Source organism: Mycobacterium sp. IS-1496 (assembly GCF_001499995.1).
Taxonomy (GTDB): Bacteria; Actinomycetota; Actinomycetes; order Mycobacteriales; family Mycobacteriaceae; genus Mycobacterium.
Map to the genome: position 1 here is coordinate 19673 of NZ_LQIU01000020.1, position 22381 is coordinate 42053.

Genomic DNA, 22381 nt, shown 5'->3' on the forward strand with positions numbered 1-22381 from the left:
CGACGGGGCGGAGGCGGTCCTCTGTGCAGCATTGAACAGCGGCCTTTTTTTCCACTCGCCACAAGTGAGGAAACGATAAGTCAAACACCGGCTGACATGCCAACTTAGTCAGACCTAACTATACTCGCCCGACATGTTGCCGACGCCGGCGCGCGGCGGTCGCCGGTCGACCGAAATACATTGCGACACAGGGGTTTCGAACATTCCTCCACGGGTAGGCTTCGAAGGTCCCGTCCGGCCGCGAGATTGCTGCCCCGGCCGAAAAGTTTGCTGATACCGCTCCTTCGTGTCATTTTGCTGGCATTGTTGACTGTGTGGCGTTTGCAGAAAGCCTAGTCAGATTCTTAGACAACGCTGATGGGCGCCTGAGCGGGCATACCGGCGTGCGTCTCGGGCCGAGGGTGGGCCGGATGACCGGTCCCGCAACCCATCTCGCGCCCCGCGGCCTGCGATATGTGGGCATCCGGCGCGGTCGCGGCGGGCTCCGACGCCTGCGCCGATACCCCCAAGGGGTAGGGCATCCGGGCCGCTGACGCATGCTGAAGCGCGATGTCACACCCGCTCAACACCCCGATCGGCCGGTTCGGCATCGAGACCTTCGAGGGCACCGGCGACCACAGCATCGCCACCGTCCCCACCCGCGGTCTGGTCAATCCGCTCACCGGCCTGCCCACCGCGGCGCCTCTGGCAATGCTGCTCGACCATGTCGGCGGCCTGGCCAACCATCTGCGGCGCGGCGAGGACGAATGGACCGTCTCCACCGAATTGTCCCTGGAACTGATCCCCGAGGCCGCCGACCTGATCACCGCCGACGACGCCGGCGTGGTGGGGCGGGCATGGCCGGTCGCCGTCAAAGGCCCCACCGCGATGGCCCTGTGCGAGTTCAGCCACCGCGACGATGTCATCGGCACCGGCAGTGTGCGGTCCTTCTACATCACCGGGGCCCGGTTCACCGACTTCCCCCAGCAATCCGAGCACCACACGCGCAAGGTCGGCCTGGCCGCGATGCTGGCCGTGGAAGCGGACGGCGACACCGCCCTGACCCAGCACGCCGATCCGGTGATCAACAACATGCTCGGCGTCGTCCACGGCGGGGTGGCCGCCACCGGCCTGGAACTCGTCGCGTCCGCCGCGGTGAACGCCGGCCGCACCGACCTGCCCCTGCGCACGGGATCCCTGCGGGTGAATTTCCTGCGGAGGCTGGTCGCCGGCGGCGAATGCCGGTACAGCGCAACACCGTTGCGTGTCGGTCGGTCCACCGGGGTGGCCGACGCGCGGGCCGTCGGGGCCGACGGGCAGCTGGCGCTCACCGCGCGCTTCACCGGGTATCGCTGACCGCACCACGTCTTTCGACGTTGCCGTCCGGCCACGATTCGGCCGCAGCGCCCCCATCCCGCAGTGATCCGTGTCACGCTCGAGTCCGTAGGGCTCGCGACAGCGCGGAAGGAGTTCGGCATGCGGGAACCGACCATGATGCATCGGGTGGCCGCCGAGTTCGTCGGGACGTTCTGGCTGGTCTTCGGCGGCTGCGGCAGCGCGGTCTTCGCCGCCAAGTACACCTCCGCGGACGGCTACGCGTTCGGCATCGGATTCCTCGGCGTCTCGCTCGCCTTCGGTCTGACGGTGCTCACCGGTGTGTACGCGTTCGGCACCATCTCCGGTGGTCACTTCAACCCCGCGGTGACGCTGGGCGCCGCACTGGCCAGGCGCGTCGAGTGGCGGGTGCTGCCGGCGTACTGGATCACCCAGGTGATCGCCGGCGTGGCGGCCGGGCTCGTCATCTACGTCATCGCCAAGGGGCGTGAGGGTTGGACCGCCACCGGAAACATGGCCGCGAACGGATACGCCAACCACTCGCCCGCCGGATACTCGCTGCTGGCCGTCGTCATCGCAGAGATCCTGCTGACCGGCATCTTCCTGCTGGTGATCCTGGGCGCCACCGACGATCGCGCGCCGAAGGGGTTCGCCGGGCTGGCCATCGGGCTGACGCTGACCCTGATTCACCTGATCTCGATCCCGATCTCGAACACCTCGGTGAACCCGGCCCGCTCGACGGGCGTCGCCTTCTTCAACGGCAACGAGGCTCCCGCACAGCTGTGGGTGTTCTGGCTCGCCCCACTGCTCGGCGCCGCCATCGCCGGGGTGGCCTACCCGTACCTGTTCGGACGGTACGACGCGCTGGCCGACCGGCCGGTGCGCGACGTCGCGGTGCTCGCCGAGGTCCTCGACGACGTATCGGGCAGGCACACCGCGCGGGGGCCCGACCCAGACGTCCGGTAGCCCACCCGCGCGCCCTCCCGGGCCGGGTGGGTGGCCGTGACAAGCAGAATTAGGCCAGCTAACATCCTCGCCATGAAGAGAGCGATCCTGGCGGTTGCCTTCGCTGGCCTGGCGCTCGCCACGCCTGCCGTCGCGCACGCGGACCCTGACACCGACTTCGCGAACGCACTGCACACGCTCGGCATCTACGGGCAGAAGGACTACAACGCCTGGATCGGCAAGATCGCCTGTGAGCGCATCGACCGCGGTGTCGACAAGACCGCTTTCGACTCGGCGAAATTCGTCGCCAGGCAGCTTCCGAAGGGCAGCACCACGGAGCAGGCCTGGAAGTTCATCGGCCTGGCGTACCCCACCTACTGCCCGGCCCATCAGGCGCTGCTGCACCACGCCGCGGAGAGGCCCGCGTGAGCGCCCCCGATCGAAGGAGCGTCATGGCCGACCGTCTCAAAGTGCTCTGGACGGGCGCGATCAGCGCCGCCGTCGCCATGGGCGTGCTGAGCGCTCCGGCGATCGCCTCGGCCGACGCCACCGACGACTATCCGATCCCGAACCGGATCCTCAAGACCACCTGCACGGTCGATCAGTACATGGCTGCGGCGCGCGACACCTCGCCGGTCTACTACGAGCGGTACATGATCGACTACAACAACCGGCCCTTCGACGTCCAGCAGGGCGCCAGGGACCGGATCTACTGGTTCTTCTCGCTGGACTACACCGCCCGCAGGCAGTACTCCGAGAACACGGCGACCAACGTCTTCTACGAGCAGATGGCCACCCGCTGGGGTAACTGGGCGAAGCTGTTCTTCAACAACAAGGGCGTCGTCGCCCACGCCACGGACGTCTGCATGACCTACCCGCCGTCGGATCCGTCGGTGTGGAACTGGGGATACAACCAACGATGACGACGCTGAAGACGACGCTGTCCGCTGCCGCCGTCGCGGCCGGCCTCACCGCAGCGGCCCTCGGGCTCGGCGCTTCCGTCGCGGCCGCCCAACCGGCTCCCCCGCCTGCGCCCGCGCTGGGGGAACCGGTACCGGCGTGGGCTCCGCCCAAGCCGGCGGAGTTCTGGGCCGGCCAGCCCGTCGTGTGGACGTCGGCCTGGGGCGGTCGCTGGGGTGTGTGGATCAACGGGGGCTTCATCACCCTGTCGTCGAACCCCGTCACGAACGGGGGCTGACCCAGGCGCGAAGAAGGCCCGCGTCCTCGGGACGCGGGCCTTCTTCGTGTAGGGGCCCGGCTAGCTCTTGGCCGCCTTGGCTGCGCTCTTCTCGGTGGACGTACCGCCGTGCTTGAGCTCGCCGCCCGCGTTCTCCAGGTGGGCGCGCACGAACCACTGGAACTTCTCCAGTTCCGCGGCGTGCCCGATCAGCATGTCGTTGGTGACGGGGTCGGGTTCCTCGGTCTCCTCGATGTTCTTGCGGGTGTCCTCGATGATCCCGTCGTAGACGAGATCGAGGGCGGCCAGGTGCGCCTGCACGGTGTCGCGCTCCAGCGAGTAGTCGTCCCACGTGCGGTCGCTGATGATGGCCCCGGGCGTGCCCTTCGGTGAGCCGCCCAGCGTCGCGATGCGTTCGGCCACCTCGTCGGCGTAGCCGCGGACGAGTTCGACCTGCGGATCGATCATCTCGTGCACACCGATGAAGTTCGGGCCGACCACGTTCCAGTGGATGTGCTTGAGCGTCAGGTGAAGATCGTTGTACCGGCTGAGCTGCTTCTGCAGCAGCTCCGCGACCTGTGCGCCCTCTTTGTCTGTCATGCCGGGAACGGTGTACGCCATGGAATGTCTCCTTCTTCCGTGCGTGATCAAGTCTTCGATGCCTCGACTACCCCTCACCGGTGTGGCGTAATCGCAGCCCCGACCCACGTCACAGTTCGGCAAGCTTCGGGATCGCCAGGCGGGCGCCGAACCGCGGGTTGTGGGCCAATCCGCTGGCCAGCAGCAGCCGCACCGCGCGGTGGCGGTGCGGGCGCATCGGCTCGAGCAGCTCGACCATCGCGGGGTCGTCGATCGGGTGGCCGAGCAGGCTCCACCCGACGGTCTTCGCGAGGTGGTAGTCGCCGACCGAGAGCGCGTCGGGGTCACCCCACGCCCGCTGCGCGGTCTCCGCGGCGGTCCACTCCCCGACCCCGGGCAGCGACATCATCGCCGCGCGCGCCTGCTCCACGGGCCGGCCGGACAGCCGCTCGAGTGAGTCGGCCCGCTGTGCGCACAGCACCACGGTCCGCGCCCGGCGCGGATCGACGTTGGCGCGGTGGAACTCCCACGACGGGATGCGCCGCCACACCTGCGCGCTCGGCGGCACCCGCATCTGCGCCGGCGCGGGCCCGGGCGCGGGCGTGCCGAACCTCGTGACCAGCAGCCGCCAGGCGCGGAACGCGTCCATGCCCGACACCCGCTGTTCGAGCACCGCGGGGATCAGCGCCTCGAGCACCCGGCCGGTGCTGCCCAGCCTCAGGTGCGGCACCCGCCGGCGCGCCAGGGCGATCGTCGGCTCCCGCGGGTCGAATCCCGTGTCGTCGTCGGCGGCGCCGAGCAGCGCGGGCACACCGTCGAGGAACTCGGCCGCGCCGGGGCCCCACGCCTCGACGTCGACGGCGTTCGCCGCGGACCGGGTGATCCGGGCGGTCACCGGGCCGGTCGGCGGCAGGCTCGTCCGCCACATCGCCCCGTCGGCGGCGACGTGGAAGCAGGGGTCGCCGCGGCCGCGCCGCAGCGGCGTGAGCGTGAGCGCCGGGCTGACCGGGCCGCCGAACACCACGGTGCGACGAAAGGCCTGGTCAGCCCCCATGAGCGGCCTCCCGACGGATGAGTGAAGTGATGACGCAATCGTGACATCGAATCCCGATTGGTTTCCACGATCACGGGTACGGACATCTAAACCCTAGTTTGGTGGTCTCAGCTGGGTGACGAGGAAGGCTTCGGGTGAGCGGTGTCGACGATCGGCTGCTCGCCGCTCCTCTGCGTCCGGCCCGGGCCGGGCTCACCGCCGACTCCTTCGACATCTGGCGTGAGGACGTGCGCCGCGCGGCGATCGACGCGGTGACGGAGTTCGTCGCCGACCGTTGCGCCGACGACCTGCGCCTCACCGGTGTGGACGTCACCCTCGACGTGCTCTCCGATTTCGTCGGCGACGGCAAGTGCCTGCGTTCGACGTTCGCCTACCTCGGCTGGCTGGCCGGTGCCGCACCCGACGACGCCGCCCTGCGCGCCGCGGCGAGTTTCGACCTGCTGCACATCTTCGCGCTGCTCCAGGACGACGTGATGGACGATTCGCCGCTGCGCCGGGGCCGGCCGGCGGCTCATGTGCGGTTCGCGCAGTGGCACCGGGACAACGGCCTCAATGGGTCGGCGGAGCGGTTCGGCGCCTCGGCGGCGGTGCTGCTCGGCGACCTCTGCCTGGTGTGGGCGGGGCAGATGATGCGGGAGAGCGGTCTGGGTGCCGCCGCGCTGGGCCGGGCCTGGCCGCGGTACGACGCGATGCGCACGGAATTGGCCGTGGGCCAGTTCGCCGATCTGGTCAACGACGCGGGCGGACGGCCGACACTGGAGGACGTGCTCGACGTCGCACGTCGCAAGTCCGGGAACTACACGGTGCGCCGCCCCCTGGAGATCGGTGGTGCGCTGGCGGGTTGCCCGGAGCCGACACTGCGGTTGCTCGGGCGCTACGGCGCGGCGGTCGGCGAGGCGTTCCAGCTGCGCGACGATCTGCTCGGCATCTTCGGAACCCCGACGGTGACCGGTAAGCCGGCAGGTGGGGACCTCTCGGAGCACAAGGCCACCAGCGTGGTGGTCGCGGCGCACCGGCTCGCCGAACCATCGGTGCGCACTCAACTCACCGAACTCATGTCGCGGCGAGACCTCGACGCCGACGACATCACCCGCTGGCAGCACCTGATCGCCGCGACCGGCGCGGTGCAGTGGATCGAGCAGCTGATCGACCGGCGGCTCTCGCATGCGCTCGAGCGCATCCACACCAGCCCACTCGACGACACCGTGCGAACCGCACTGGTCAACATGGCAGCGGTCTGCACTCGGCGCGCCGCGTGACCGGAACACAGGTAGGAGAAACGAACTGATGCGCACCGTCGGGGGGCGAACAGACCGTGTGGTGGTCGTCGGCGCCGGATTGTCCGGCCTGTCTGCGGCGCTGCAGCTGGCCGGGCGAGGCCGCACCGTCACGGTGCTCGAACGCGAGACGTTCCCGGGCGGCCGGATGGGCCGGCTGGACATCGGGGGTTACCGGCTCGACACCGGGCCGACCGTGCTCACCATGCCCGACATCATCGAGGACGCCTTCGCCGCCGTGGGCGATTCGATGGACGGACGCCTGGAGCTCGACCGCGTCGACCCCGCCTACCGCGCGTCGTTCGCCGACGGCAGCGGCCTGCACGTGCACACCGACGCCACCGCGATGGCGGCGGAGATCGAACGCTTCGCCGGCTCCGACGCCGCCGACGGCTATCTGCGGCTGCGCACCTGGCTGACCCGGCTCTATGAGGCCGAGTTCAACGGCTTCATCGCCTCGAACTTCGATTCACCGCTGTCGCTCGTGACGCCGCAGCTGGCCCGGCTCGCCGCGATGGGCGGGTTCCGGCGGTGGGATCGGGTGGTGCGCAAATACATCACCGACGAACGGCTGCGCCGCATCTTCACCTTCCAGGCCCTCTACGCCGGGGTGCCGCCGCACAAGGCGCTGGCCGCCTACGCGGTGATCGCCTACATGGACACCGTGGCGGGGGTGTACTTCCCCCGTGGCGGCATGCGGGCCGTGCCGGACGCCATGGCCGCCGCCGCCTCCGACGCCGGCGTCGAATTCCGTTACGGGTCGGCGGTTTCGGTGCTCGAACGGAGTGCCGACGGCCGCGTGACGGCGGTGCGCACCGATGGCGGTGACCGCATCCCGGCCGACGCCGTGGTGCTCACCACGGAGCTGCCGACGACCTACCGACTGCTCGGCCGAACCCCGCGGCGCCTGCTGCCGCTGCGCCCGGCGCCGTCGGCGGTGGTCGCACACGTGGGCTGCGCGGCCGTGGATCCCGCTGTGGCGCACCACAACATCCTGTTCGGCGGCGCGTGGGAGCAGACCTTCCGCGACATCATCGACGAGGGCCGCGTGATGAGCGATCCGTCGCTGCTGGTCACCCGGCCCACCGCAGGCGACCCGAGCCTGGCACCACCGGGTCGTGACCTCCTCTACGTGCTGGCGCCCGCGCCGAACAAGGCTGTGGGACAAGTCGATTGGACCCGCACCAGCGACGCCTACGTCGAGGGCATGCTGGCCACCGTGCGCAGGCGGATGCCCGCGGTCGGCGACGACCTCGAGCTGCTGCACGTCGTGGACCCCGACGGCTGGGCCCGCCAGGACATGGCGGCGGGCACCCCGTTCGCGCTCGCACACACCTTCGGCCAGACCGGACCGTTCCGGCCCGCGAACACCATCCGCGGTGCGGACAACGTGGTGCTGGCCGGTTCGTCCACGGTCCCCGGCGTCGGGGTGCCGACCGCGTTGCTGTCCGGCCGGTTGGCCGCAGATCGAATCACGGGGGCCGTCCCGTCATCCACCCCCACGGCGGCCCCGACCAGAGCGAGGAGCGGGCTGTCATGATCGGATCCGAACTCGACGCAGCCGGTGTCCGCGACCCCGCGCTGCGCAACGCCTACCGCTGCTGCCGGGTGCTCAACGCCGAACACGGCCGGACCTTCTACCTCGCGACCCGGCTGCTGGCGCCGGAACAGCGCCCGGCCGTGCACGCCCTGTACGGATTCGCCCGCCGCGCCGACGACATCCTCGACGATCTGGAGTCGACGGCCACCACCGCCGAGCGGGCCGACCGCCTGCACCGCCTGGCCACCCAGCTGTTCGACGGTCTCGTCCAGGGCAACGCCACCGGCGGCGACCCGGCGCTGGCCGCCGTGGTGCACACCGCGCGCCGCTACGGGATCCCCTGGGAGCTGTTCGACGACTTCCTGGCGTCGATGCGGATGGATCTGACGATCACCGACTATCCGGACCGGCCGTCGATCGACCGCTACATGTACGGCTCCGCGGAGGTCATCGGGCTGCAGCTGCTGCCGGTCCTCGGCACGGTCGTCCCGCGCGAGGAGGCCGCGCCGTACGCGGCGGCACTCGGCAAGGCGTTCCAGCTGACGAACTTCCTGCGCGACGTCGACGAAGACCTCGCCCGGGGGCGGGTGTACCTGCCCGCCGACGAACTGGCCGCCCACGGCGTCGACCGCGATCTGCTGATGTGGTGCCACACCACCAAGCGCACGGACACCCGGGTGCGGAACGCGCTGGCCGAACAGCATGCCGTCACCCGGCGCGTCTACGACTACGCCCGGCACGGGGTCGATCTGCTGCACCCCCGCTCACGGGCGTGCGTCGGCGCGGCGGCCGTGCTGTATTCGGAGATACTGGACCGCATCGAGGACATCGACTTCGACATCTTCAACCAGCGCGCCACCGTGGGGAACGGACGCCGGCTCCAGGTCGCGGGCATCGGGTTGCTGCGTGCCTGGCGCGCCAGGATCGCCCACCCTGCGAAGGTCTAGGTATGGATCGCTTCCAATACCTGATCGTGCTTGGCGCCTGCCTGCTGGTCACCCTGCCGCTCGAGGCTTTCGGGGCCGGCGTGTACCGGCAGGCCCGGCGGGCCGCGGCGGCCATCCTGCCCGTCGCCGCGGTGTTCGTCGTGTGGGATCTGATCGCGATCTTCGCCGACGTCTGGGGCTACAACGCGCAGTACGTCACCGGCATCGGGTTCCCGCAGGTGCCGATCGAGGAACTGATGTTCTTCATCGTGATCCCGTTGTGCGGACTGTTCACCTACAACGCCGTCGACACCGTCCTGGCGTACCTCAGGCGGCGGCTGCGCGCCCGATCGGCGCAGTCGTCATGATCGGTCTCGGCTACACCCTGCCCGCGATCCTCGCGGTGGTCGTGGTGGTGGCGTGGGAACTGCGGTTCCTGCGCACCGGGCTCTTCCGGCGTCCCGCGTACTGGATCTCGATGGTCATCGTGATCGGCTTCCAGATCCCGGTCGACGGCTGGCTGACCAAACTCAGCGCCCCCATCGTCATCTACAACGAGGAGCACACCAGTGGCATCCGGTTCCCGTGGGACATCCCGGTCGAGGACTTCCTGTTCGGGTTCGCGCTCGTGACGGCCGTGCTGCTGCTCTGGGAGCGCCAGCGCACCAGGACCGCGAACATCGACGGCGAGACGGTGCCGCGATGAGCGACGCGCTCCCCCACGCCAAGGTGCCCGCCGCATTCGACGCAGGCGCGGCCGCCTACGACAAGCTCGTCGGCGCCAATCCCGGCTACCACGAGCATCTTCGGCTGTCCGCCCGGCGGATGGGGCTGCCCGACGGTGGGCGCGGTCTGCGCCTGCTCGACGCCGGCTGCGGCACCGGCGCATCGACGGCCGCGCTGCTCGCCGTGGCCCCGCACGCCGAGATCGTCGCAGTCGACGCATCGGCCGGGATGCTCGCCGAGGCGCGGGCGAAGACGTGGCCCGGTTCGGTGCGCTTCGTGCACAGCCGGATCGAGGACATCGCCGACGCAGGCGTGACCGGCCCGTTCGACGGGATCTTCGCCGCGTACCTGCTGCGCAACCTCGCCGACCGGGACACCCAGCTGCGGACCTTCCGTGACATGCTGACCCCCGGCGCACCGCTGACCGTGCACGAGTACTCCGTACGCGACTCCCCCGTCGCGACCGCGGTGTGGAATGCGGTGTGCTGGGCGATCATCATCCCGGCCGGCCGCCTGCGCACCGGCGACGCGTCGCTGTACACGTACCTGCGGCGCAGCGTTCTCGACTTCGACGGCGCATCGGAGTTCCGGAACAGGTTGCAGCGCAACGGGTTCACCGACGTGCGCAGCGAGACGATGTCCGGATGGCAGCGCAATGTGGTGCATACGTTCACCGCGAAGGCGCCGACGCGATGAAGGATCCCCGGCGCGTCGTGCATCCGGCGCCCGCAGGCGCGGCCGACACCGCCGCGCTGGGCGCGCGTCCGCGCGCGGTGGTGGTCGGTGGCGGCATCGCCGGGCTGACCGCGGCGACCGGACTGGCCGAACGCGGCGTCGAGGTCGACGTCGTCGAGCGCGAGAGGTACCTGGGTGGCCGGGTCGGTGGCTGGACCGACGAGGTCGACGGGGTCGGGGCGGCGGCGATGAACCGCGGCTTCCACGCGTTCTTCCGCCAGTACTACAACCTGCGCGACCTGTTGCGCCGCGTCGATCCGGACCTGTCGATGTTGATTCCGGTCGAGGACTATCCGCTCATCGACGGGCACGGTCGCCGCGACACGTTCCGCGGGCTGCCGCAGACACCGCCGTTCAACGCCGTCGCGTTCGCGCTGCGCAGCCCCACGTTCAGGTTGCGGGATCTGGCCCGGCTCAACGCACGGGCGGCCGCGCCGCTGGCGACGGTGTCGGTGCCCGACATCTACGACCGGCTCGACCACGTCGACGCCGACACGTTCCTGCGCGACATCAACTTCCCCGACGCCGCACGGCACCTGGCGTTCGAGGTGTTCTCGCGCAGCTTCTTCGCCCAGCCGCCGGACCTGTCGGCGGCCGAGTTGGCGACGATGTTCCACATCTACTTCCTCGGCTCCAGCGAAGGGCTGGTGTTCGACGTCGCCGACGACAACTTCGACGTGGCGTTGTGGGAGCCGTTGCGGCGCTACCTCGAGGGCCGCGGTGTCCGGTTCCACACCGGCGTGTCGGTGACGGCGGTGGAGCCGGGTTTCACCGTGCACTGCGATTCGGGGCAGTCGCTACCCGCCGACGGCGTGGTGCTGGCCACCGATGTCGCCGGACTGCGCGCAATCGTGGGCGGGTCGACCGAACTCGGTGACGAGGCGTGGCGGGCGGCGGTCGACGGGCTGGGTACCGCACCGCCGTTCCTGGTACAGCGGATCTGGCTGGACCGCCCGGTGGCACCGGACCGACCCGCGTTCCTCGGCACCGGCGGCCTGACGCCGTTGGACAATGTGAGTGTGCTCGAACGCTACGAACGTCAGGCCGCCGACTGGGCGCGGCGCACAGGCGGATCGGTCGTCGAACTGCACTCGTATGCGGTGACCGACACCTCCGACGAGTTGCCGCGCCACCTGCTGGCCCGGTTGCACGCGATCTTCCCCGAGACTGCACAGGCGAACATCGTCGGCGAACGGCTGCTGTTGCGCGGTGACTGCCCGCGCTTCGCCCCGGGTGACTTCGCCGTCCGCCCCACCGTGCGGACCCCGGTCGAGGGTCTGGCGCTGGCCGGCGACGGTATCCGCATCGACCTGCCGGTGGCCCTGATGGAGCGCGCCGCGACGACGGGATGGTCGGCCGCCAACCGCCTGCTCGCGCATTTCGGCGTCGCGGGGCACGCCCTCACGACCGTGCCGACCACGGGCCGGTCCGCAATGCTGCGGCGACTGGCCGGGCGAGGAAGGCAACTGCAGTCATGAGCGCGCTCGCCGACATCAGGGCCAGGTGGGCGAAATCCTCACCGTTCAAGGTGCTTCCGCGTATCGACTGGGCCGAGCAGAAGCCCACCTACCAGGATGCCCAGCCGGCCCTGATCGACGCTGCGCTGGCCCGCGCGAAATCCCGCCCGAGCGGGAACTGGTTCGCGTTCGCGGCCAGCGACACCATCCGGCGCGCACCGGTGGGTACCTCGGTGGGCGGTGTCGAACTCGTCGCATGGCGCGGCGCCGGCGGCGAACTCCGGGTCGGACCCGCGAGTTGTCCGCACCTCGGCGCCGACCTGTCCACCGGGACCGTCGACTGCGGCACGCTGATCTGCCCGTGGCACGGCCTGCGGCTGTCCGGGGAACGCCGCGAGTTCGGCTGGAAACCGTTGCCCGCCTTCGACGACGGCGTGCTGGCCTGGGTGCGCCTGGACCGTGTCGGTGGCGAAGAGCCGACGGCGCGGCCGTTCGTCCCAGTGCGTCCCGATGGCCCTACGCTGCACGCCGTGACCCGCCTGGTCGGGGTCTGCGAACCGGACGACGTGATCGCCAACCGGCTCGACCCGTGGCACGGTGCCTGGTTCCACCCGTATTCGTTCACCCGTCTCGAGGTGCTCAGCGCGCCGGCGGCGGACGAGGTGCCCGAGCGCGAGGACCGGTTCCTGGTGGCGGTCACGTTCCGCATCGGCCGGCTGGGGGTGCCGGTGGTCGCGGAGTTCGTCGCACCCGAACCACGCACGATCGTCATGCGGATCGTCGACGGCGAGGGCGCGGGCAGCGTCGTCGAAACCCACGCCACACCCGTCGGGCCGGGGCCGGACGGACGGCCGCGCACCGCGGTCATCGAAGCCGTTGTCGCGCATTCGGATCGCCCCCGGTTCGGCTACGGGCAGAAGGTCGCGCCGTTGATCACCCCCCTCATGCGGCACGCGGCGACGAAGCTGTGGGTAGACGACCTCGCCTACGCGGAGCGCCGCTACGCGGTCCGCACCCGCTGACGCGCCTCACCTCATCTGCGCGAGCGCGCGTGTCTGCACGCGGCACGCCCCGCAGAAGCGGTGCATTCGCGCACCCTCGCGCTCAGCCGACGGGGAAGCCCGCTGCGCTGCGGATCCGGGTGAAGGCCCGGACCATCGCGTCGGTGGCCTCGTGGGTGTCCGCGAGCGTCTCGCCGTCGCTGAGCACCGAGACGTTCAGCTGGTCGACGTAACTCCACACCGTCACGTTCATCGCGCTGCCCGCGGCCAGCGGACCCACCGAGTAGATCTCGCTCACCACCGCCCCGGCGATGCGGCCACGGCGCCGCGGCCCGGGCACGTTCGAGACGATGAGGTTGAACAGCGCATTGGGCGCCCGCCGCCTCGACGTCCAGCCGAAGACGGTGCGCAGGGCCGTCGGGGGGACGTACTCCAGCCAGCGCCCGACGGTGCCGGGGCCGAGCAGGTCGTGGTTCTCCTTGGCGATCCGGGCGGCGAGGCTGCTCAGCCGCACCTGCTCGAGCGGATCGTCGACGTGCACCGGCAGTGAGACCAGCATCGTGCTCAAGGCGTTCCCGGTGATCCGGTCCCTCGAGGTGTCGGTGGCGGCCGGCACCGACGCGATGATCGGTGCGTCGGCCCGGCCGTCGTAGGCCAGCAGCAGGTCGCGCAGCGTGCCCGCCGCTGTCGCCAACACCAGATCGTTGAGCGTGACCCCGAGGTGCTTGCTCGTCTCCTTGGCCTCGGCCAGCGACAGGGTGGCGCTCGCGAAGCTCCGGTTCGGCGACAGCTTGTGGTTCAGAAACGTCGGCGGCGGGTTGAACTGGCGGGCGAGGTCGGGGTGCTCGCGGCGCTGCCGCGAGCGTCGCCGCAGCCGGTGGATCCCCAGGACGCCCTCCCTGACGACGCCGGGGAGTTCGGTCAGCTTGCGCGCGTGGTCGCGGGCCGCGCCGACGATCAGTTCCCGCCGCGCCGGTTCGGCGCGCCCGACCTCCGGCCCGTCCGCGTCGGGCTCGGCATCCGGCCATTCCATGGCCCGCGCCATCAGGTTCGCCGAGGCCACCCCGTCGGCGAGCGCGTGGTGCACCTTCCCGATCACCGCGACACGGCGCTGCGCGAGCCCCTCGGCGTAGTAGAGCTCCCACAGGGGTCGCGTGCGATCCAGCGCCGTACCGGCGATCCGACCGATGAGATCGTCGAGCTCCCGCCGCCCACCGGGAGCGGGCACCCGGACCTGCCGCACGTGGTAGCCGAAGTCGATCTCGGCGTTCTCCCGCCACACCGGGCGGTGCAAATGCAGCGGGACGTCGGCGAGCTGGTAGCGCAGGGGTTCCAGCAGATGCATGCGGCGGCGAAGCGTCTCGCAGAAGACCTCGAAGCTGGGCTCCCCCTCGAATTCCGAGGTGTCGACCACCGCGATCTTCAGCGTGTGCTGGTGGACGTTGGGCGTCTCACTGTTCAGCAGCAGGGCATCCCAGCCGCTGAGCCGCTTCACGATGCGGCGTCGGCGAGCACCCGGTCGTGCACCACACTGATCGCCTCGCTCAGCGCCGGCACGAATTTGGCGGCCTGCAACGTGCAACTGGCGTGCCCGGCATCGACCGGCACCGCGTGGGCACCGGGTATCCGGTCGGCCAGCCACCGCTGGCGCCCCGTCCCGAAGGCGCGGTCGCGCATCGTGATCACCACCGACGTCGGGACGTCGATCTCCCCCACCCACGGTCGCGAGTCGAACCGGGTGATCTCGGCGAGGGCGCGGGTGATCGCCCAGGGGCTGGTGGTCCGGAACTGGTCGAGCAACCACTGCGGCACACCGAAGACGCTGTCGGCCGCCGTGGAAACCGGGGTGAGCGACGGGCCCCGCAGCGGCGGGCTGAACGCGTCGAGGACCGCCGCGAAGATGCCGGTGGCCAGCCGCTCGTAGCTCGCGCGCGAAACGGCCGCCGCGCCGGCGCACAACACGAGCCCGTCGACGCGCTCGCGGTGACGCCGCCACACCAGTTGGGCGACCAGCGAACCCATCGAATAGCCGACCGGCACGAACGTGCGAATGCCCAGTGCCTCGGCCAACGCCGCGACGTCGTCGGCGCAGTCCTCGAGCAGGAAGCGCGGCGAGCTGATGCCGTGCCCGTGACACCGCTGGTCGAACACCACCACCCGGCCGTACCGCCTGACCACGTCCAGCGCCGGATACCAGGTCATCAGCCCGGTACACGCGACCGAGTGCAGCAGGAGATAGGTGGGGCCGTCCTGCGGCCCGGAGTCGATGACGTAGGTGCTGCCCCGCCCGGGCAGGTCCACGGTCCGCCCCGGAGGGATGTCGCCGACGGCGGCGAGCGCCGGGAGTCCGGGAAGTATCGGCATGGTCAGCCCCCATCGGCGCCGATGGTCGTCGTGCGGCCCATTACAGCACGCCGATCAAGACCAAACAGCGTTTCGCGCACGCCTGCGGCGGGGCTCAGCCGACCGTCACGTCGGCCTTGTCCGGGTAGAACGCGACATGGCCGGCGATCGCGCCGACCGCCGGGTACGGCTGCCCGTACGTCCAGATGGCGTCCTCGACGGTCTGTCCCGCGGCGTTCACGTGGTAGTAGGCGGCGTCACCCTTGAACGGGCAGTAGGTGGTGGTGTCGCTGCAGACCAACGCCGATTCGGCGACGTCTCGCATCGGGATGTACTGCACCGCAGGATAATCCGCCTCCTGCAAGGTGAGGGCGTCGTCGGTCTCGGCAATCACGGCGCCGTTCACCGTCACCGTGACGTGGCGGCCGGTCGGCGCGACCGTGATGGGGTGCTCCGCGGTGGGTTCGAGGACTGGGCGTCCGGACATGACGGACCTCCTGAGGTTGAGTCGCTTCCACCAGCCCAACAACGCGGCCACCGCCGTTCTTCCGATCACTACCATCGACCGTCATGACGAACCCCGACGCCGCCACGGCGCAGGCCACGGTCGACATCGACGCCGACCCGGACACGGTGTACCGCCTCATCACCGATCTTCCCACCCTCGCCGACCTCGCCGAAGAGACTTCGGCGATGGAGTGGAAGAAGGGCGACGCCGCCCGGCCGGGTGCGGTGTTCGTCGGCCGCAACCGCAACGGGTCGCGCTCCTGGAGCACCACCTGCACCGTCACCGACGCGACGCCGGGCCAGGTGTTCGCGTTCGACGTGCGCGTGGTCATCCCGGTCGCCCACTGGCGCTACGAGATCGCGCCGACCGGGTCCGGGTGCCGGGTCACCGAGAGCACCTGGGACCGGCGGCCGGGGTGGTTCCGGAAGCCGGCCGGTTGGGCCACCGGCGTCAGCGACCGCGCCGGCGCCAACGCCGAGAACATCGCCGCGACGCTGCAGCGGCTCAAGGCCCGCGCCGAGCGTTAGGGCCGGCCGGTGATGCGGTCGGCGAGCGTGGCGATCGGCGACGTGGCCGACCGGCCCCGCGCCTCGTGGCGGTCGGCCAGGCGGTAGGCGAGGTAGAGGCCCCGCACGCCGAGCCAGCGCAGCGGTTCGGGCTCCCAGCCGCGCGAATGGTGGCCCACCCAGGGCAGTTCGGTCAACGGGGTGGATCGGTCGAGCACGAGGTCGGCCAGCGTGCGGCCGGCCAGGTTCGTGGCCGTGACCCCGTGCCCGACGTAGCCGCCCGCCCAGCCCAGGCCGCTCGCCCGGTCGAACGTGACGGTCGATTCCCAGTCCCTCGGCACCGCGAGCACACCGCACCAGCCGTGGGCGATCGGCACGTCCCGGATCTGGGGCAGCAGCGCGTGCAGCACGCCGGACAGCCGGGCGATGGTCCGCTGCGGCACCCGCCCGTCGTCGTCGATCCGCGACGCGTACCGGTACGGCACGCTGCGCCCGCCGATCGCGATCCGGTTGTCGACGGTGCGCTGGGCGTAGAAGAACCCGTGCGCGGTGTCCCCGACGGTCTCGCAGCCGTCCCATCCGATCGACGCCCACCGCTCGGCGGGGATGGGGGCAGTGGCGATCATCGAGCTGTTCATCGGCAGCCAGCGGCGGCGCAGGCCGGGCAACGCCCCGGTGAACCCCTCGGTGGCGCGCAGCACGATCGGGGCGCGCACGGTGCCGTGGGGGGTGACGGCCCGGCCCGCGCTGATCGCGGTCACCGGGGACTGCTCGTGGATCGGCACACCGAGGCGCTCGACGGCGTCCGCCAGCCCTCGCGCGAGGCGGGCCGGCTGGATGCGGGCGCAGTGCGGGGTGTGGTACGCCGACACCAGTCCGTCGAATCGGATGCGTTCGGCGGCTTCGTCTTTCGTCAACGGTGCGATGCCGTCGACCTGCCAGCGCCGCTCCTCCTCGAGTCCGTCGGCCAGGCGCTTGGCCTGAGCGGGGTTGCGGGCGATCTCCATGGTCCCGCCCTTGACGACGCCGGCGTCGATCCCTTCGGCGGCGGCGACGGCCGCGACCTCGTCGACCGTCTCGTTGAGCGCCCGCTGCCACGCCACGACGGCGTCGCGGCCGTACCGTGCGGCCATCGCGTTGCGGTCGCCCGGAACCAGGCCCGACAGCCACCCACCGTTGCGCCCCGACGCGCCGAACCCGGCGAACCGGGCCTCGAGGATCGCGATGCGCAGCGACGGGTCGGCGCGCTTGAGGTAGTAGGCGGTCCACAGGCCGGTGTAGCCGGCGCCGACGATGCAGACGTCGGCCTCGCGATCTCCGGGCAGGGCCGCACGGTGGGCCGGCAGTTCGTCGAACCAGTGGGACACCTGACCGTTGACCGTGGGCACCGGACGATTCTGGCACTCACCGAGCGCAGAGCGACCGCAACGGATCCGAGCGAACTCAGAATGCGTAGCGGTGGAACTGCGCCATCGTGCGCAGGCCCGGTACGCGGTTCATGACGGCCGCCATCACTTGGTATCCGGCAGGCAGATCCGAGAACGCATCGGATTCGAAGACGGGCACCCACGCCAGCACGCGGGTCCCGGGCACCGCGTCGAGGATGTCGGCGGGGCCGTTGATCGCCCAGTGCAGCGTCGCCCCCGACCGGCGTACCGTGGTGTTGGTCCACTGCAGGCCGATACCCAGCCCACATCGGTGACCGACGCCGCCACGACGTGACAGTGCTCGCCCCGCGGATAGAACTGCTTCGTGGAGCGTGGAGCGCGGTGCATCGGCGTCGAGCGCCTTGGCGTACAGCGTCGCGAGATCGTCTCGGGTGCGCCGCGGAGATCCACTCGGGTCACGGGACGATCCGCAGGTGAAGGAATTCCGAGACGCCGACCAGCGCGAGGATGGGGCGGACCGGGAATGCCGGCATGTCGGAACGGGTCTCGTCCACGTACAGCTGCGGATCGATCAGCGAGTAGCGCCGTCGCCGCGTGACGACCTCACAGCCCCCGGCCGCGAGCGCGTTCTTCACCCAGTCGGCGTCCGAACCGTACGTCAGCGCGAAGACGAACCCGCCGCGCCGACGGAACAGGTTGACCGGTGTCCGGAACTCCCGCCCAGAGGTGCGGCCGCGGTGGACGATCATCCCGAACCCGGGCATCCATGGGGCGATGAACTTCACCACCCGGTCGAGGCCGACGCGATTGGCCCGCGCGAGCCACCTGGGAGCCGGCATCGGACACCTCCAACTACGTCGTGGTCTTGCTCTCCCGCTTGGCATCACGCAGATTCACCCAGAACCGCGCGGCCTCGCGGATCGACTCCTCGACCGGCCCCGGCTGCCAGCCCAGCTCCCGCACGGCCTTGCCGTGGTCGAGTTCGGCTTCGGCCCGCATCAGCCGCAGCGACTCCAGCGACAGCCGTTCGTCGGTGCCCCGCACCCGTGACTTGGCGCTGCCCAGCGCCGCGAGCGCATACGACACCGGCAGCGGAAGCGACTTCGCCGGCGGCGCCACGCCCGCCGCCTCCGCGGCGATGCGCGCGACGTCGGCGTTGCTGATCATCTTCTCCGAGACCAGGTACCGCTCACCGACGCGGCCGTTGTCGGCGGCCAGGATCATCGCCCGGGCCGCGTCGTCGACGCCGACCGCCTCCAGTTCGATACCGCTCATCACGAACGGCAGCTTGCCGAAGGCGGCTCCGGCGATGATCGCCCCGTGCGGGGTGCGCCCCCAGTCGCCGCTGCCGTAGGTCGTCGACACGCACATCGCGACGGCGGGCAGCCCACGCTGCCTGGCGTACTGCAGCACCAGCTCCTCGCCCTGCACCCTCGACCGGACGTACGGGGTCACCCGGCGCACGTCGACGACGTCGTCTTCGGTGGACCGCCGTCCGCGACGGCGCCCGACGGTGACGTAGCTGCTCGTGAACACGAATCGGCGCAACGGCAGTTCCACCGCGACGTCGAGCACATTGCGGGTGCCGTCCACGTTCGTGCGGAACAGCGGCGCGGGATCACGCAACCACCCGCGGGCGTCGACCACGCAGTAGTACACGTCGTCGCACCCCGACATCGCCTCGCGCAACGTGGCGTCGTCCCAGATGTCCCCGACGAAGCGCGTCACGTCGAGGTCGTCGATGCCGATGGTCTTCGCGTTCGGGCGCACCATCGCCCGGACGTCGTGGCCCGCGGCGACGAGTCGGCGGGTGACGTGGGAGCCGAGGAAGCCGTTGGCCCCGATCACCAGTGCGGTGCTCATCTCGCGTACTTCTCCATCCACGCCGCCGCCTCGTCGGTCAGCGTGCCCAACTCAGCCGCCTTGCGGCACCACTTCACCGTCGCCGAGACGAACCGCAGCGGGTTGTAGACGTCCTCCTGCCTGGACCACTGACCGTTCCCGGCGTAGGTGACGATCGAGAGGTTCGTGGCGCTGATGATCGTGCCGTCGCCGGGGTCGCGCATCGGGTTGTCCAGCTCGCAGATGATCCGCCCGGTGGCTTCGTCGGCGACCGACCACAGCGCCGGGAACGCGGTCATGTAGCTGCCGGGGAAACTGGTCATGGTCTTCCAGATCCACGACCGGACCTCCTCGCGCCCGCGCATCGTGCCCGCGGCGTGTTCGATGTAGAGGACGTCGGGGGTGTACTGCTCGACCCACGGATCCCAGTCACGGGTCTGCGCCGCGTGCGCGACGGTCTCCTCGAACGTCGCGAACGCCGCCGTCAGCTCGGCGCGCGTGAACTGGGCGGGGGCCGTGTCCGTCACACCAGAACTGAAACACGTTCTAGCCGGTTTTGTCGAGGGTGTCCGCACGGCGAGCAGGGATGATCGCAGGGCGGCCTACGGTTGTAGAGGGTGCACACAAGGAGGTCATGTGGCACAGGAGCATGTGAAGAACACGAGCTACAACAGGAATCCCGCCGCGGTGAACGCGCTGTCCCCCGAGCAGTACCACGTCACCCAGGAGAACGGCACCGAGCGGCCGTTCACCGGCGAGTACTGGGACAACCACGAGCCGGGCATCTACGTCGACGTGGTCTCGGGCGAGCCGCTGTTCGCCTCGGTCGACAAGTTCGAGAGCGGCAGCGGGTGGCCCAGCTTCACCCGGCCGATCGAACCGGCCAACGTGAGAGAGAAAAAGGACTTCAGCCATCTGATGCTGCGCACCGAGGTGCGCTCCGCGCACGGCGACAGCCACCTCGGCCACGTCTTCACCGACGGTCCCCGCACCGAGGGCGGGCTGCGGTACTGCATCAATTCCGCGGCGCTGCGGTTCATCCACCTCGACGAGCTCGAGGCGCAAGGATATGGCGAGTACACGACGCTGTTCGACACCGAGGAGGAAGCGCGATGACCGATTTCAAGAAGGCGATCCTGGCCGGCGGCTGCTTCTGGGGCATGCAGGACCTGATCCGCAAGCAATCGGGTGTGGTGTCGACGCGGGTCGGCTACACCGGCGGACAGAACGCCAACCCCACCTACCGCAACCACCCGGGTCACGCCGAGTCGATCGAGATCACCTACGACCCGACGCAGACCGACTACCGGGCGCTGCTCGAGTTCTTCTTCCAGATCCACGATCCGACGACGAAGAACCGTCAGGGCAACGACGTCGGGACGAGTTACCGCTCGGCGATCTTCTACGTCGATGACGAGCAGAAGCGCGTCGCGCTCGACACCATCGCCGACGTCGACGCGTCCGGGCTGTGGCCGGGCAAGGTGGTCACCGAGGTGACGCCGGCCGCCGAGTTCTGGGAGGCCGAACCCGAACACCAGGACTACCTGGAGCGGATGCCCTGGGGTTACACCTGCCACTTCCCGCGGCCGGACTGGAAGCTTCCGAAGCGGGCGCAGGTCTGAGCTAGGACCCGAGCGGTCGGGGTCGGCGGCGCAGGGTGACCTGCCCGCCGGCCTTCGGCGTATAGGCGACCCCGCGGGAGTGCACCTTCTCCCCCGGTGCCGTGGTGGTCTCGATCTCGAAGTGCCGCAACACCGTTCGCAGGACGACGTCCATCTCGACGTTCGCGAACACCGCGCCGATACAGCGGCGGGTGCCGCCGCCGAACGGGACATGGACCAGCGGCGACGGGCGCGAGCCGACGAACCGTTCGGGTGAGAACCGCTCCGGATCGTCGTACTCGTCGGCCTGCTCGTGGATCTCGGCCAGTGCCACCACGATCGAGTGGCCGCGCGGGATCACCCACTCGCCGAGCTCGAACGTCGGCGCGTAGACGTGGCGGCCGGCGAAGTCGATCACCGTGCGGTTGCGCTGCACCTCGTAGATCGTCGCCTGACGGTACTCGTTGTCGTCGGTCGCGGCCTCGGCGACGAGCTTCTCCAGCACCTCGGGGTGGCGGCTGATGCGCTCGAAGGCCCAGCCGAGGGTCGAGGCGGTCGTCTCGTGGCCGGCCGCGAGCAGGGTGAGCAGTTCGTCGGCGATCTCGCTGCGCGACATCTCCGTACCGTCCTCGTATGTGCTGCGCAGCAACAGCGCGAGCACGTCGTCGCGTTCGTCGAAGCGCGGGTCCGACCGGATCTCGTCGATCAGGCGGTCGATCACCGCGTCGTAGCGCCTGCGGTAGTCCGCGAGCCGGCCCCACGGCGTCCAGCGGCCGAAGGTGCGCGACGGGCTGGGGACGACCGCGAGCCGCGAACCGAGCGTGACCCACGGCGGGATGATGCGGCGCAGTTCGTCGAGCTTCTCCCCGTCCGCGCCGAACACCGCCCGCAGGATCACGTTGAGCGTGATCCGCATCATCGGCTCGAGCGTCTCGAACGGCCGGCCCTCCGGCCAGTCCACCGATTCGCGCAGCGTCTCCTCTTCGAAGAGCTTCTCGTAGTTCTTGACGCTCTTGCCGTGCAGAGGTGGGGTGAGCAGCCGGCGCCGCCGCTTGTGTTCGGCACCGTCGAGCGCGAACACCGATCCGGGCCCGAGAATCCGGCTGAGGTTGGGCTGGATGTTGCCGACGTCGTCGGTGGGGGCCATGAACAGCTGCTTGGCCAGCTGCGGGTCGGCGACGATCACCGTCCGGCCGAACATCGGGATGTTGATGCAGAACGCGGGTCCGTGCCGGCGCGCCATCCAGGACACCAGCTGGCGGCGGGCGAACGCATACGCGGCCCCCTGCACCGGCATCGGGAGTCGCAGGGCGGGCGGCAGGTGCACCGCGCGGGGGCTCGGGGTGGGGACGTCGGCAACGGTCGCTTCGCTCATGGCACTCCAGCCGGTCGTGGTACTGCGATGTACCGGAAACGTATCCGGTACGGTACCGGCTAGTACCACCCGATGCAAGGGTGAGCG

Annotated in this window: 27 protein-coding genes; 16 read left to right on the plus strand and 11 right to left on the minus strand. The window is 70.3% G+C overall.

The features are described 5' to 3' along the window. The first annotated feature begins 549 nt into the window (after nucleotides 1-549). The 5 genes from AU195_RS12185 to AU195_RS12205 all read left to right on the plus strand — a co-directional run bounded on the left by AU195_RS12185 (nucleotide 550) and on the right by AU195_RS12205 (nucleotide 3457). Nucleotides 550-1335 (plus strand): PaaI family thioesterase, encoded by a 786-nt coding sequence (locus tag AU195_RS12185; protein ID WP_059159331.1) that lies wholly within the window; start codon nucleotides 550-552, stop codon nucleotides 1333-1335. A gap of 120 nt (nucleotides 1336-1455) precedes the next feature. Further along, nucleotides 1456-2280, plus strand: coding sequence for an aquaporin Z (gene aqpZ / locus AU195_RS12190; RefSeq protein WP_059159387.1), 825 nt, complete (start codon nucleotides 1456-1458; stop codon nucleotides 2278-2280). A 72-nt stretch (nucleotides 2281-2352) separates the two neighbouring features. Next, nucleotides 2353-2688, plus strand: a complete 336-nt coding sequence (locus AU195_RS12195) for a DUF732 domain-containing protein (RefSeq protein ID WP_059159332.1) — start codon at nucleotides 2353-2355, stop codon at nucleotides 2686-2688. A 23-nt stretch (nucleotides 2689-2711) separates the two neighbouring features. After that, complete coding sequence (locus AU195_RS12200) at nucleotides 2712-3182, plus strand: DUF5078 domain-containing protein (protein ID WP_059159333.1); 471 nt, start codon at nucleotides 2712-2714, stop codon at nucleotides 3180-3182. Next, on the plus strand, nucleotides 3179-3457 hold the full coding sequence (locus AU195_RS12205) for a hypothetical protein (protein ID WP_059159334.1): 279 nt from the start codon (nucleotides 3179-3181) through the stop codon (nucleotides 3455-3457). The genes AU195_RS12200 and AU195_RS12205 overlap by 4 nt, the downstream gene beginning before the upstream one ends. Nucleotides 3458-3517: 60 nt before the next feature. On the opposite strand, the gene dps is transcribed toward AU195_RS12205, so the two are convergent. Together dps and AU195_RS12215 are read right to left on the minus strand one after the other, a co-directional pair. After that, a complete protein-coding gene (gene dps, locus AU195_RS12210) occupies nucleotides 3518-4057 on the minus strand; it encodes a DNA starvation/stationary phase protection protein Dps (RefSeq protein WP_059095236.1) in 540 nt (179 codons plus the stop codon). A gap of 88 nt (nucleotides 4058-4145) precedes the next feature. After that, nucleotides 4146-5069: a DNA-3-methyladenine glycosylase family protein gene (locus AU195_RS12215; RefSeq protein WP_059159335.1), complete on the minus strand. Its 924-nt coding sequence runs from the start codon at nucleotides 5067-5069 to the stop codon at nucleotides 4146-4148. A 134-nt stretch (nucleotides 5070-5203) separates the two neighbouring features. Here AU195_RS12215 and AU195_RS12220 point away from each other — a divergent pair, with 134 nt between their 5' ends. The 8 genes from AU195_RS12220 to AU195_RS12255 are packed head-to-tail and all read left to right on the plus strand — an operon-like array spanning nucleotide 5204 to nucleotide 12752. Next, nucleotides 5204-6328: a polyprenyl synthetase family protein gene (locus AU195_RS12220; RefSeq protein ID WP_059159336.1), complete on the plus strand. Its 1125-nt coding sequence runs from the start codon at nucleotides 5204-5206 to the stop codon at nucleotides 6326-6328. 28 nt (nucleotides 6329-6356) lie between these two features. Beyond that, nucleotides 6357-7886 carry a phytoene desaturase family protein gene (crtI, locus tag AU195_RS12225; RefSeq protein WP_059159337.1) on the plus strand — a complete coding sequence of 510 codons (1530 nt, stop codon included), beginning with the start codon at nucleotides 6357-6359 and terminating at the stop codon, nucleotides 7884-7886. Further along, nucleotides 7883-8833, plus strand: coding sequence for a phytoene/squalene synthase family protein (locus tag AU195_RS12230; RefSeq protein ID WP_059159338.1), 951 nt, complete (start codon nucleotides 7883-7885; stop codon nucleotides 8831-8833). Before crtI ends, AU195_RS12230 begins: the two co-directional genes overlap by 4 nt. Nucleotides 8834-8835: 2 nt before the next feature. Beyond that, the gene (locus tag AU195_RS12235) at nucleotides 8836-9180 is read left to right on the plus strand and encodes a lycopene cyclase domain-containing protein (protein ID WP_059159339.1); all 345 of its coding nucleotides are present in this window, start codon (nucleotides 8836-8838) and stop codon (nucleotides 9178-9180) included. Further along, nucleotides 9177-9518 (plus strand): lycopene cyclase domain-containing protein, encoded by a 342-nt coding sequence (locus AU195_RS12240; RefSeq protein ID WP_059159340.1) that lies wholly within the window; start codon nucleotides 9177-9179, stop codon nucleotides 9516-9518. The genes AU195_RS12235 and AU195_RS12240 overlap by 4 nt, the downstream gene beginning before the upstream one ends. Then, nucleotides 9515-10234: a class I SAM-dependent methyltransferase gene (locus AU195_RS12245; RefSeq protein WP_059159341.1), complete on the plus strand. Its 720-nt coding sequence runs from the start codon at nucleotides 9515-9517 to the stop codon at nucleotides 10232-10234. The genes AU195_RS12240 and AU195_RS12245 overlap by 4 nt, the downstream gene beginning before the upstream one ends. Further along, the gene (locus AU195_RS12250) at nucleotides 10231-11751 is read left to right on the plus strand and encodes a hydroxysqualene dehydroxylase (RefSeq protein ID WP_059159342.1); all 1521 of its coding nucleotides are present in this window, start codon (nucleotides 10231-10233) and stop codon (nucleotides 11749-11751) included. The genes AU195_RS12245 and AU195_RS12250 overlap by 4 nt, the downstream gene beginning before the upstream one ends. Then, nucleotides 11748-12752 (plus strand): Rieske (2Fe-2S) protein, encoded by a 1005-nt coding sequence (locus AU195_RS12255; RefSeq protein ID WP_059159343.1) that lies wholly within the window; start codon nucleotides 11748-11750, stop codon nucleotides 12750-12752. Before AU195_RS12250 ends, AU195_RS12255 begins: the two co-directional genes overlap by 4 nt. Before the next feature lie 82 nt (nucleotides 12753-12834). Here AU195_RS12255 and AU195_RS12260 read toward each other — a convergent pair whose 3' ends face one another. The 3 genes from AU195_RS12260 to AU195_RS12270 all read right to left on the minus strand — a co-directional run bounded on the left by AU195_RS12260 (nucleotide 12835) and on the right by AU195_RS12270 (nucleotide 15561). Continuing rightward, entirely contained in the window at nucleotides 12835-14226 is a 1392-nt protein-coding gene (locus tag AU195_RS12260; protein ID WP_059159344.1) for a WS/DGAT/MGAT family O-acyltransferase, read from the minus strand. Further along, the gene (locus AU195_RS12265) at nucleotides 14223-15095 is read right to left on the minus strand and encodes an alpha/beta fold hydrolase (protein ID WP_059159345.1); all 873 of its coding nucleotides are present in this window, start codon (nucleotides 15093-15095) and stop codon (nucleotides 14223-14225) included. Before AU195_RS12265 ends, AU195_RS12260 begins: the two co-directional genes overlap by 4 nt. A gap of 94 nt (nucleotides 15096-15189) precedes the next feature. After that, the gene (locus AU195_RS12270) at nucleotides 15190-15561 is read right to left on the minus strand and encodes a DUF427 domain-containing protein (RefSeq protein WP_059159346.1); all 372 of its coding nucleotides are present in this window, start codon (nucleotides 15559-15561) and stop codon (nucleotides 15190-15192) included. 83 nt (nucleotides 15562-15644) lie between these two features. Here AU195_RS12270 and AU195_RS12275 point away from each other — a divergent pair, with 83 nt between their 5' ends. After that, nucleotides 15645-16109 carry an SRPBCC family protein gene (locus AU195_RS12275; protein WP_059159347.1) on the plus strand — a complete coding sequence of 155 codons (465 nt, stop codon included), beginning with the start codon at nucleotides 15645-15647 and terminating at the stop codon, nucleotides 16107-16109. Here the strand turns inward: AU195_RS12275 and AU195_RS12280 are convergent. From AU195_RS12280 to AU195_RS12295, 5 genes are all read right to left on the minus strand, one after another. Next, nucleotides 16106-17476: an NAD(P)/FAD-dependent oxidoreductase gene (locus AU195_RS12280; protein WP_059159348.1), complete on the minus strand. Its 1371-nt coding sequence runs from the start codon at nucleotides 17474-17476 to the stop codon at nucleotides 16106-16108. The two genes, AU195_RS12275 and AU195_RS12280, sit on opposite strands and share 4 nt — an antisense overlap. 55 nt (nucleotides 17477-17531) lie before the next feature. Then, a complete protein-coding gene (locus tag AU195_RS26365) occupies nucleotides 17532-17681 on the minus strand; it encodes a hypothetical protein (RefSeq protein ID WP_353612156.1) in 150 nt (49 codons plus the stop codon). A gap of 250 nt (nucleotides 17682-17931) precedes the next feature. Then, nucleotides 17932-18315 carry a PNPOx family protein gene (locus AU195_RS12285; RefSeq protein WP_059159349.1) on the minus strand — a complete coding sequence of 128 codons (384 nt, stop codon included), beginning with the start codon at nucleotides 18313-18315 and terminating at the stop codon, nucleotides 17932-17934. Nucleotides 18316-18328: 13 nt separating this feature from the next. Beyond that, on the minus strand, nucleotides 18329-19339 hold the full coding sequence (locus AU195_RS12290) for an NAD-dependent epimerase/dehydratase family protein (protein WP_059159350.1): 1011 nt from the start codon (nucleotides 19337-19339) through the stop codon (nucleotides 18329-18331). Next, nucleotides 19336-19845, minus strand: coding sequence for a nuclear transport factor 2 family protein (locus tag AU195_RS12295; protein WP_059159351.1), 510 nt, complete (start codon nucleotides 19843-19845; stop codon nucleotides 19336-19338). The genes AU195_RS12290 and AU195_RS12295 overlap by 4 nt, the downstream gene beginning before the upstream one ends. A 109-nt stretch (nucleotides 19846-19954) precedes the next feature. Here AU195_RS12295 and msrB point away from each other — a divergent pair, with 109 nt between their 5' ends. Both msrB and msrA read left to right on the plus strand, forming a co-directional pair. Beyond that, the gene (msrB, locus tag AU195_RS12300) at nucleotides 19955-20434 is read left to right on the plus strand and encodes a peptide-methionine (R)-S-oxide reductase MsrB (RefSeq protein WP_286149225.1); all 480 of its coding nucleotides are present in this window, start codon (nucleotides 19955-19957) and stop codon (nucleotides 20432-20434) included. Beyond that, nucleotides 20431-20940, plus strand: a complete 510-nt coding sequence (gene msrA, locus AU195_RS12305) for a peptide-methionine (S)-S-oxide reductase MsrA (protein ID WP_059159352.1) — start codon at nucleotides 20431-20433, stop codon at nucleotides 20938-20940. The genes msrB and msrA overlap by 4 nt, the downstream gene beginning before the upstream one ends. Before the next feature lies 1 nt (nucleotide 20941). Here the strand turns inward: msrA and AU195_RS12310 are convergent, their stop codons facing one another. After that, nucleotides 20942-22294, minus strand: a complete 1353-nt coding sequence (locus AU195_RS12310; RefSeq protein WP_059159353.1) for a cytochrome P450 — start codon at nucleotides 22292-22294, stop codon at nucleotides 20942-20944. Between the last annotated feature and the right edge of the window lie 87 nt (nucleotides 22295-22381).

Excerpts from the sequence above, each read along its gene's own strand:
- AU195_RS12215 (WP_059159335.1), bottom strand. The coding sequence starts at position 5,069 with ATGGGGGCTGACCAGGCCTTTCGTCGCACCGTGGTGTTCGGCGGCCCG.
- AU195_RS12240 (WP_059159340.1), top strand. The coding sequence starts at position 9,177 with ATGATCGGTCTCGGCTACACCCTGCCCGCGATCCTCGCGGTGGTCGTG.
- AU195_RS12185 (WP_059159331.1), top strand. The coding sequence starts at position 550 with ATGTCACACCCGCTCAACACCCCGATCGGCCGGTTCGGCATCGAGACC.
- AU195_RS12270 (WP_059159346.1), bottom strand. The coding sequence starts at position 15,561 with ATGTCCGGACGCCCAGTCCTCGAACCCACCGCGGAGCACCCCATCACG.
- AU195_RS12290 (WP_059159350.1), bottom strand. The coding sequence starts at position 19,339 with ATGAGCACCGCACTGGTGATCGGGGCCAACGGCTTCCTCGGCTCCCAC.
- aqpZ (WP_059159387.1), top strand. The coding sequence starts at position 1,456 with ATGCGGGAACCGACCATGATGCATCGGGTGGCCGCCGAGTTCGTCGGG.
- dps (WP_059095236.1), bottom strand. The coding sequence starts at position 4,057 with ATGGCGTACACCGTTCCCGGCATGACAGACAAAGAGGGCGCACAGGTC.
- crtI (WP_059159337.1), top strand. The coding sequence starts at position 6,357 with ATGCGCACCGTCGGGGGGCGAACAGACCGTGTGGTGGTCGTCGGCGCC.
- AU195_RS12230 (WP_059159338.1), top strand. The coding sequence starts at position 7,883 with ATGATCGGATCCGAACTCGACGCAGCCGGTGTCCGCGACCCCGCGCTG.
- AU195_RS12255 (WP_059159343.1), top strand. The coding sequence starts at position 11,748 with ATGAGCGCGCTCGCCGACATCAGGGCCAGGTGGGCGAAATCCTCACCG.
- msrA (WP_059159352.1), top strand. The coding sequence starts at position 20,431 with ATGACCGATTTCAAGAAGGCGATCCTGGCCGGCGGCTGCTTCTGGGGC.
- AU195_RS12200 (WP_059159333.1), top strand. The coding sequence starts at position 2,712 with ATGGCCGACCGTCTCAAAGTGCTCTGGACGGGCGCGATCAGCGCCGCC.
- AU195_RS12310 (WP_059159353.1), bottom strand. The coding sequence starts at position 22,294 with ATGAGCGAAGCGACCGTTGCCGACGTCCCCACCCCGAGCCCCCGCGCG.
- AU195_RS12275 (WP_059159347.1), top strand. The coding sequence starts at position 15,645 with ATGACGAACCCCGACGCCGCCACGGCGCAGGCCACGGTCGACATCGAC.
- AU195_RS12265 (WP_059159345.1), bottom strand. The coding sequence starts at position 15,095 with ATGCCGATACTTCCCGGACTCCCGGCGCTCGCCGCCGTCGGCGACATC.
- AU195_RS12285 (WP_059159349.1), bottom strand. The coding sequence starts at position 18,315 with ATGCCGGCTCCCAGGTGGCTCGCGCGGGCCAATCGCGTCGGCCTCGAC.
- AU195_RS12205 (WP_059159334.1), top strand. The coding sequence starts at position 3,179 with ATGACGACGCTGAAGACGACGCTGTCCGCTGCCGCCGTCGCGGCCGGC.
- AU195_RS12235 (WP_059159339.1), top strand. The coding sequence starts at position 8,836 with ATGGATCGCTTCCAATACCTGATCGTGCTTGGCGCCTGCCTGCTGGTC.
- AU195_RS12195 (WP_059159332.1), top strand. The coding sequence starts at position 2,353 with ATGAAGAGAGCGATCCTGGCGGTTGCCTTCGCTGGCCTGGCGCTCGCC.
- AU195_RS12245 (WP_059159341.1), top strand. The coding sequence starts at position 9,515 with ATGAGCGACGCGCTCCCCCACGCCAAGGTGCCCGCCGCATTCGACGCA.
- AU195_RS12250 (WP_059159342.1), top strand. The coding sequence starts at position 10,231 with ATGAAGGATCCCCGGCGCGTCGTGCATCCGGCGCCCGCAGGCGCGGCC.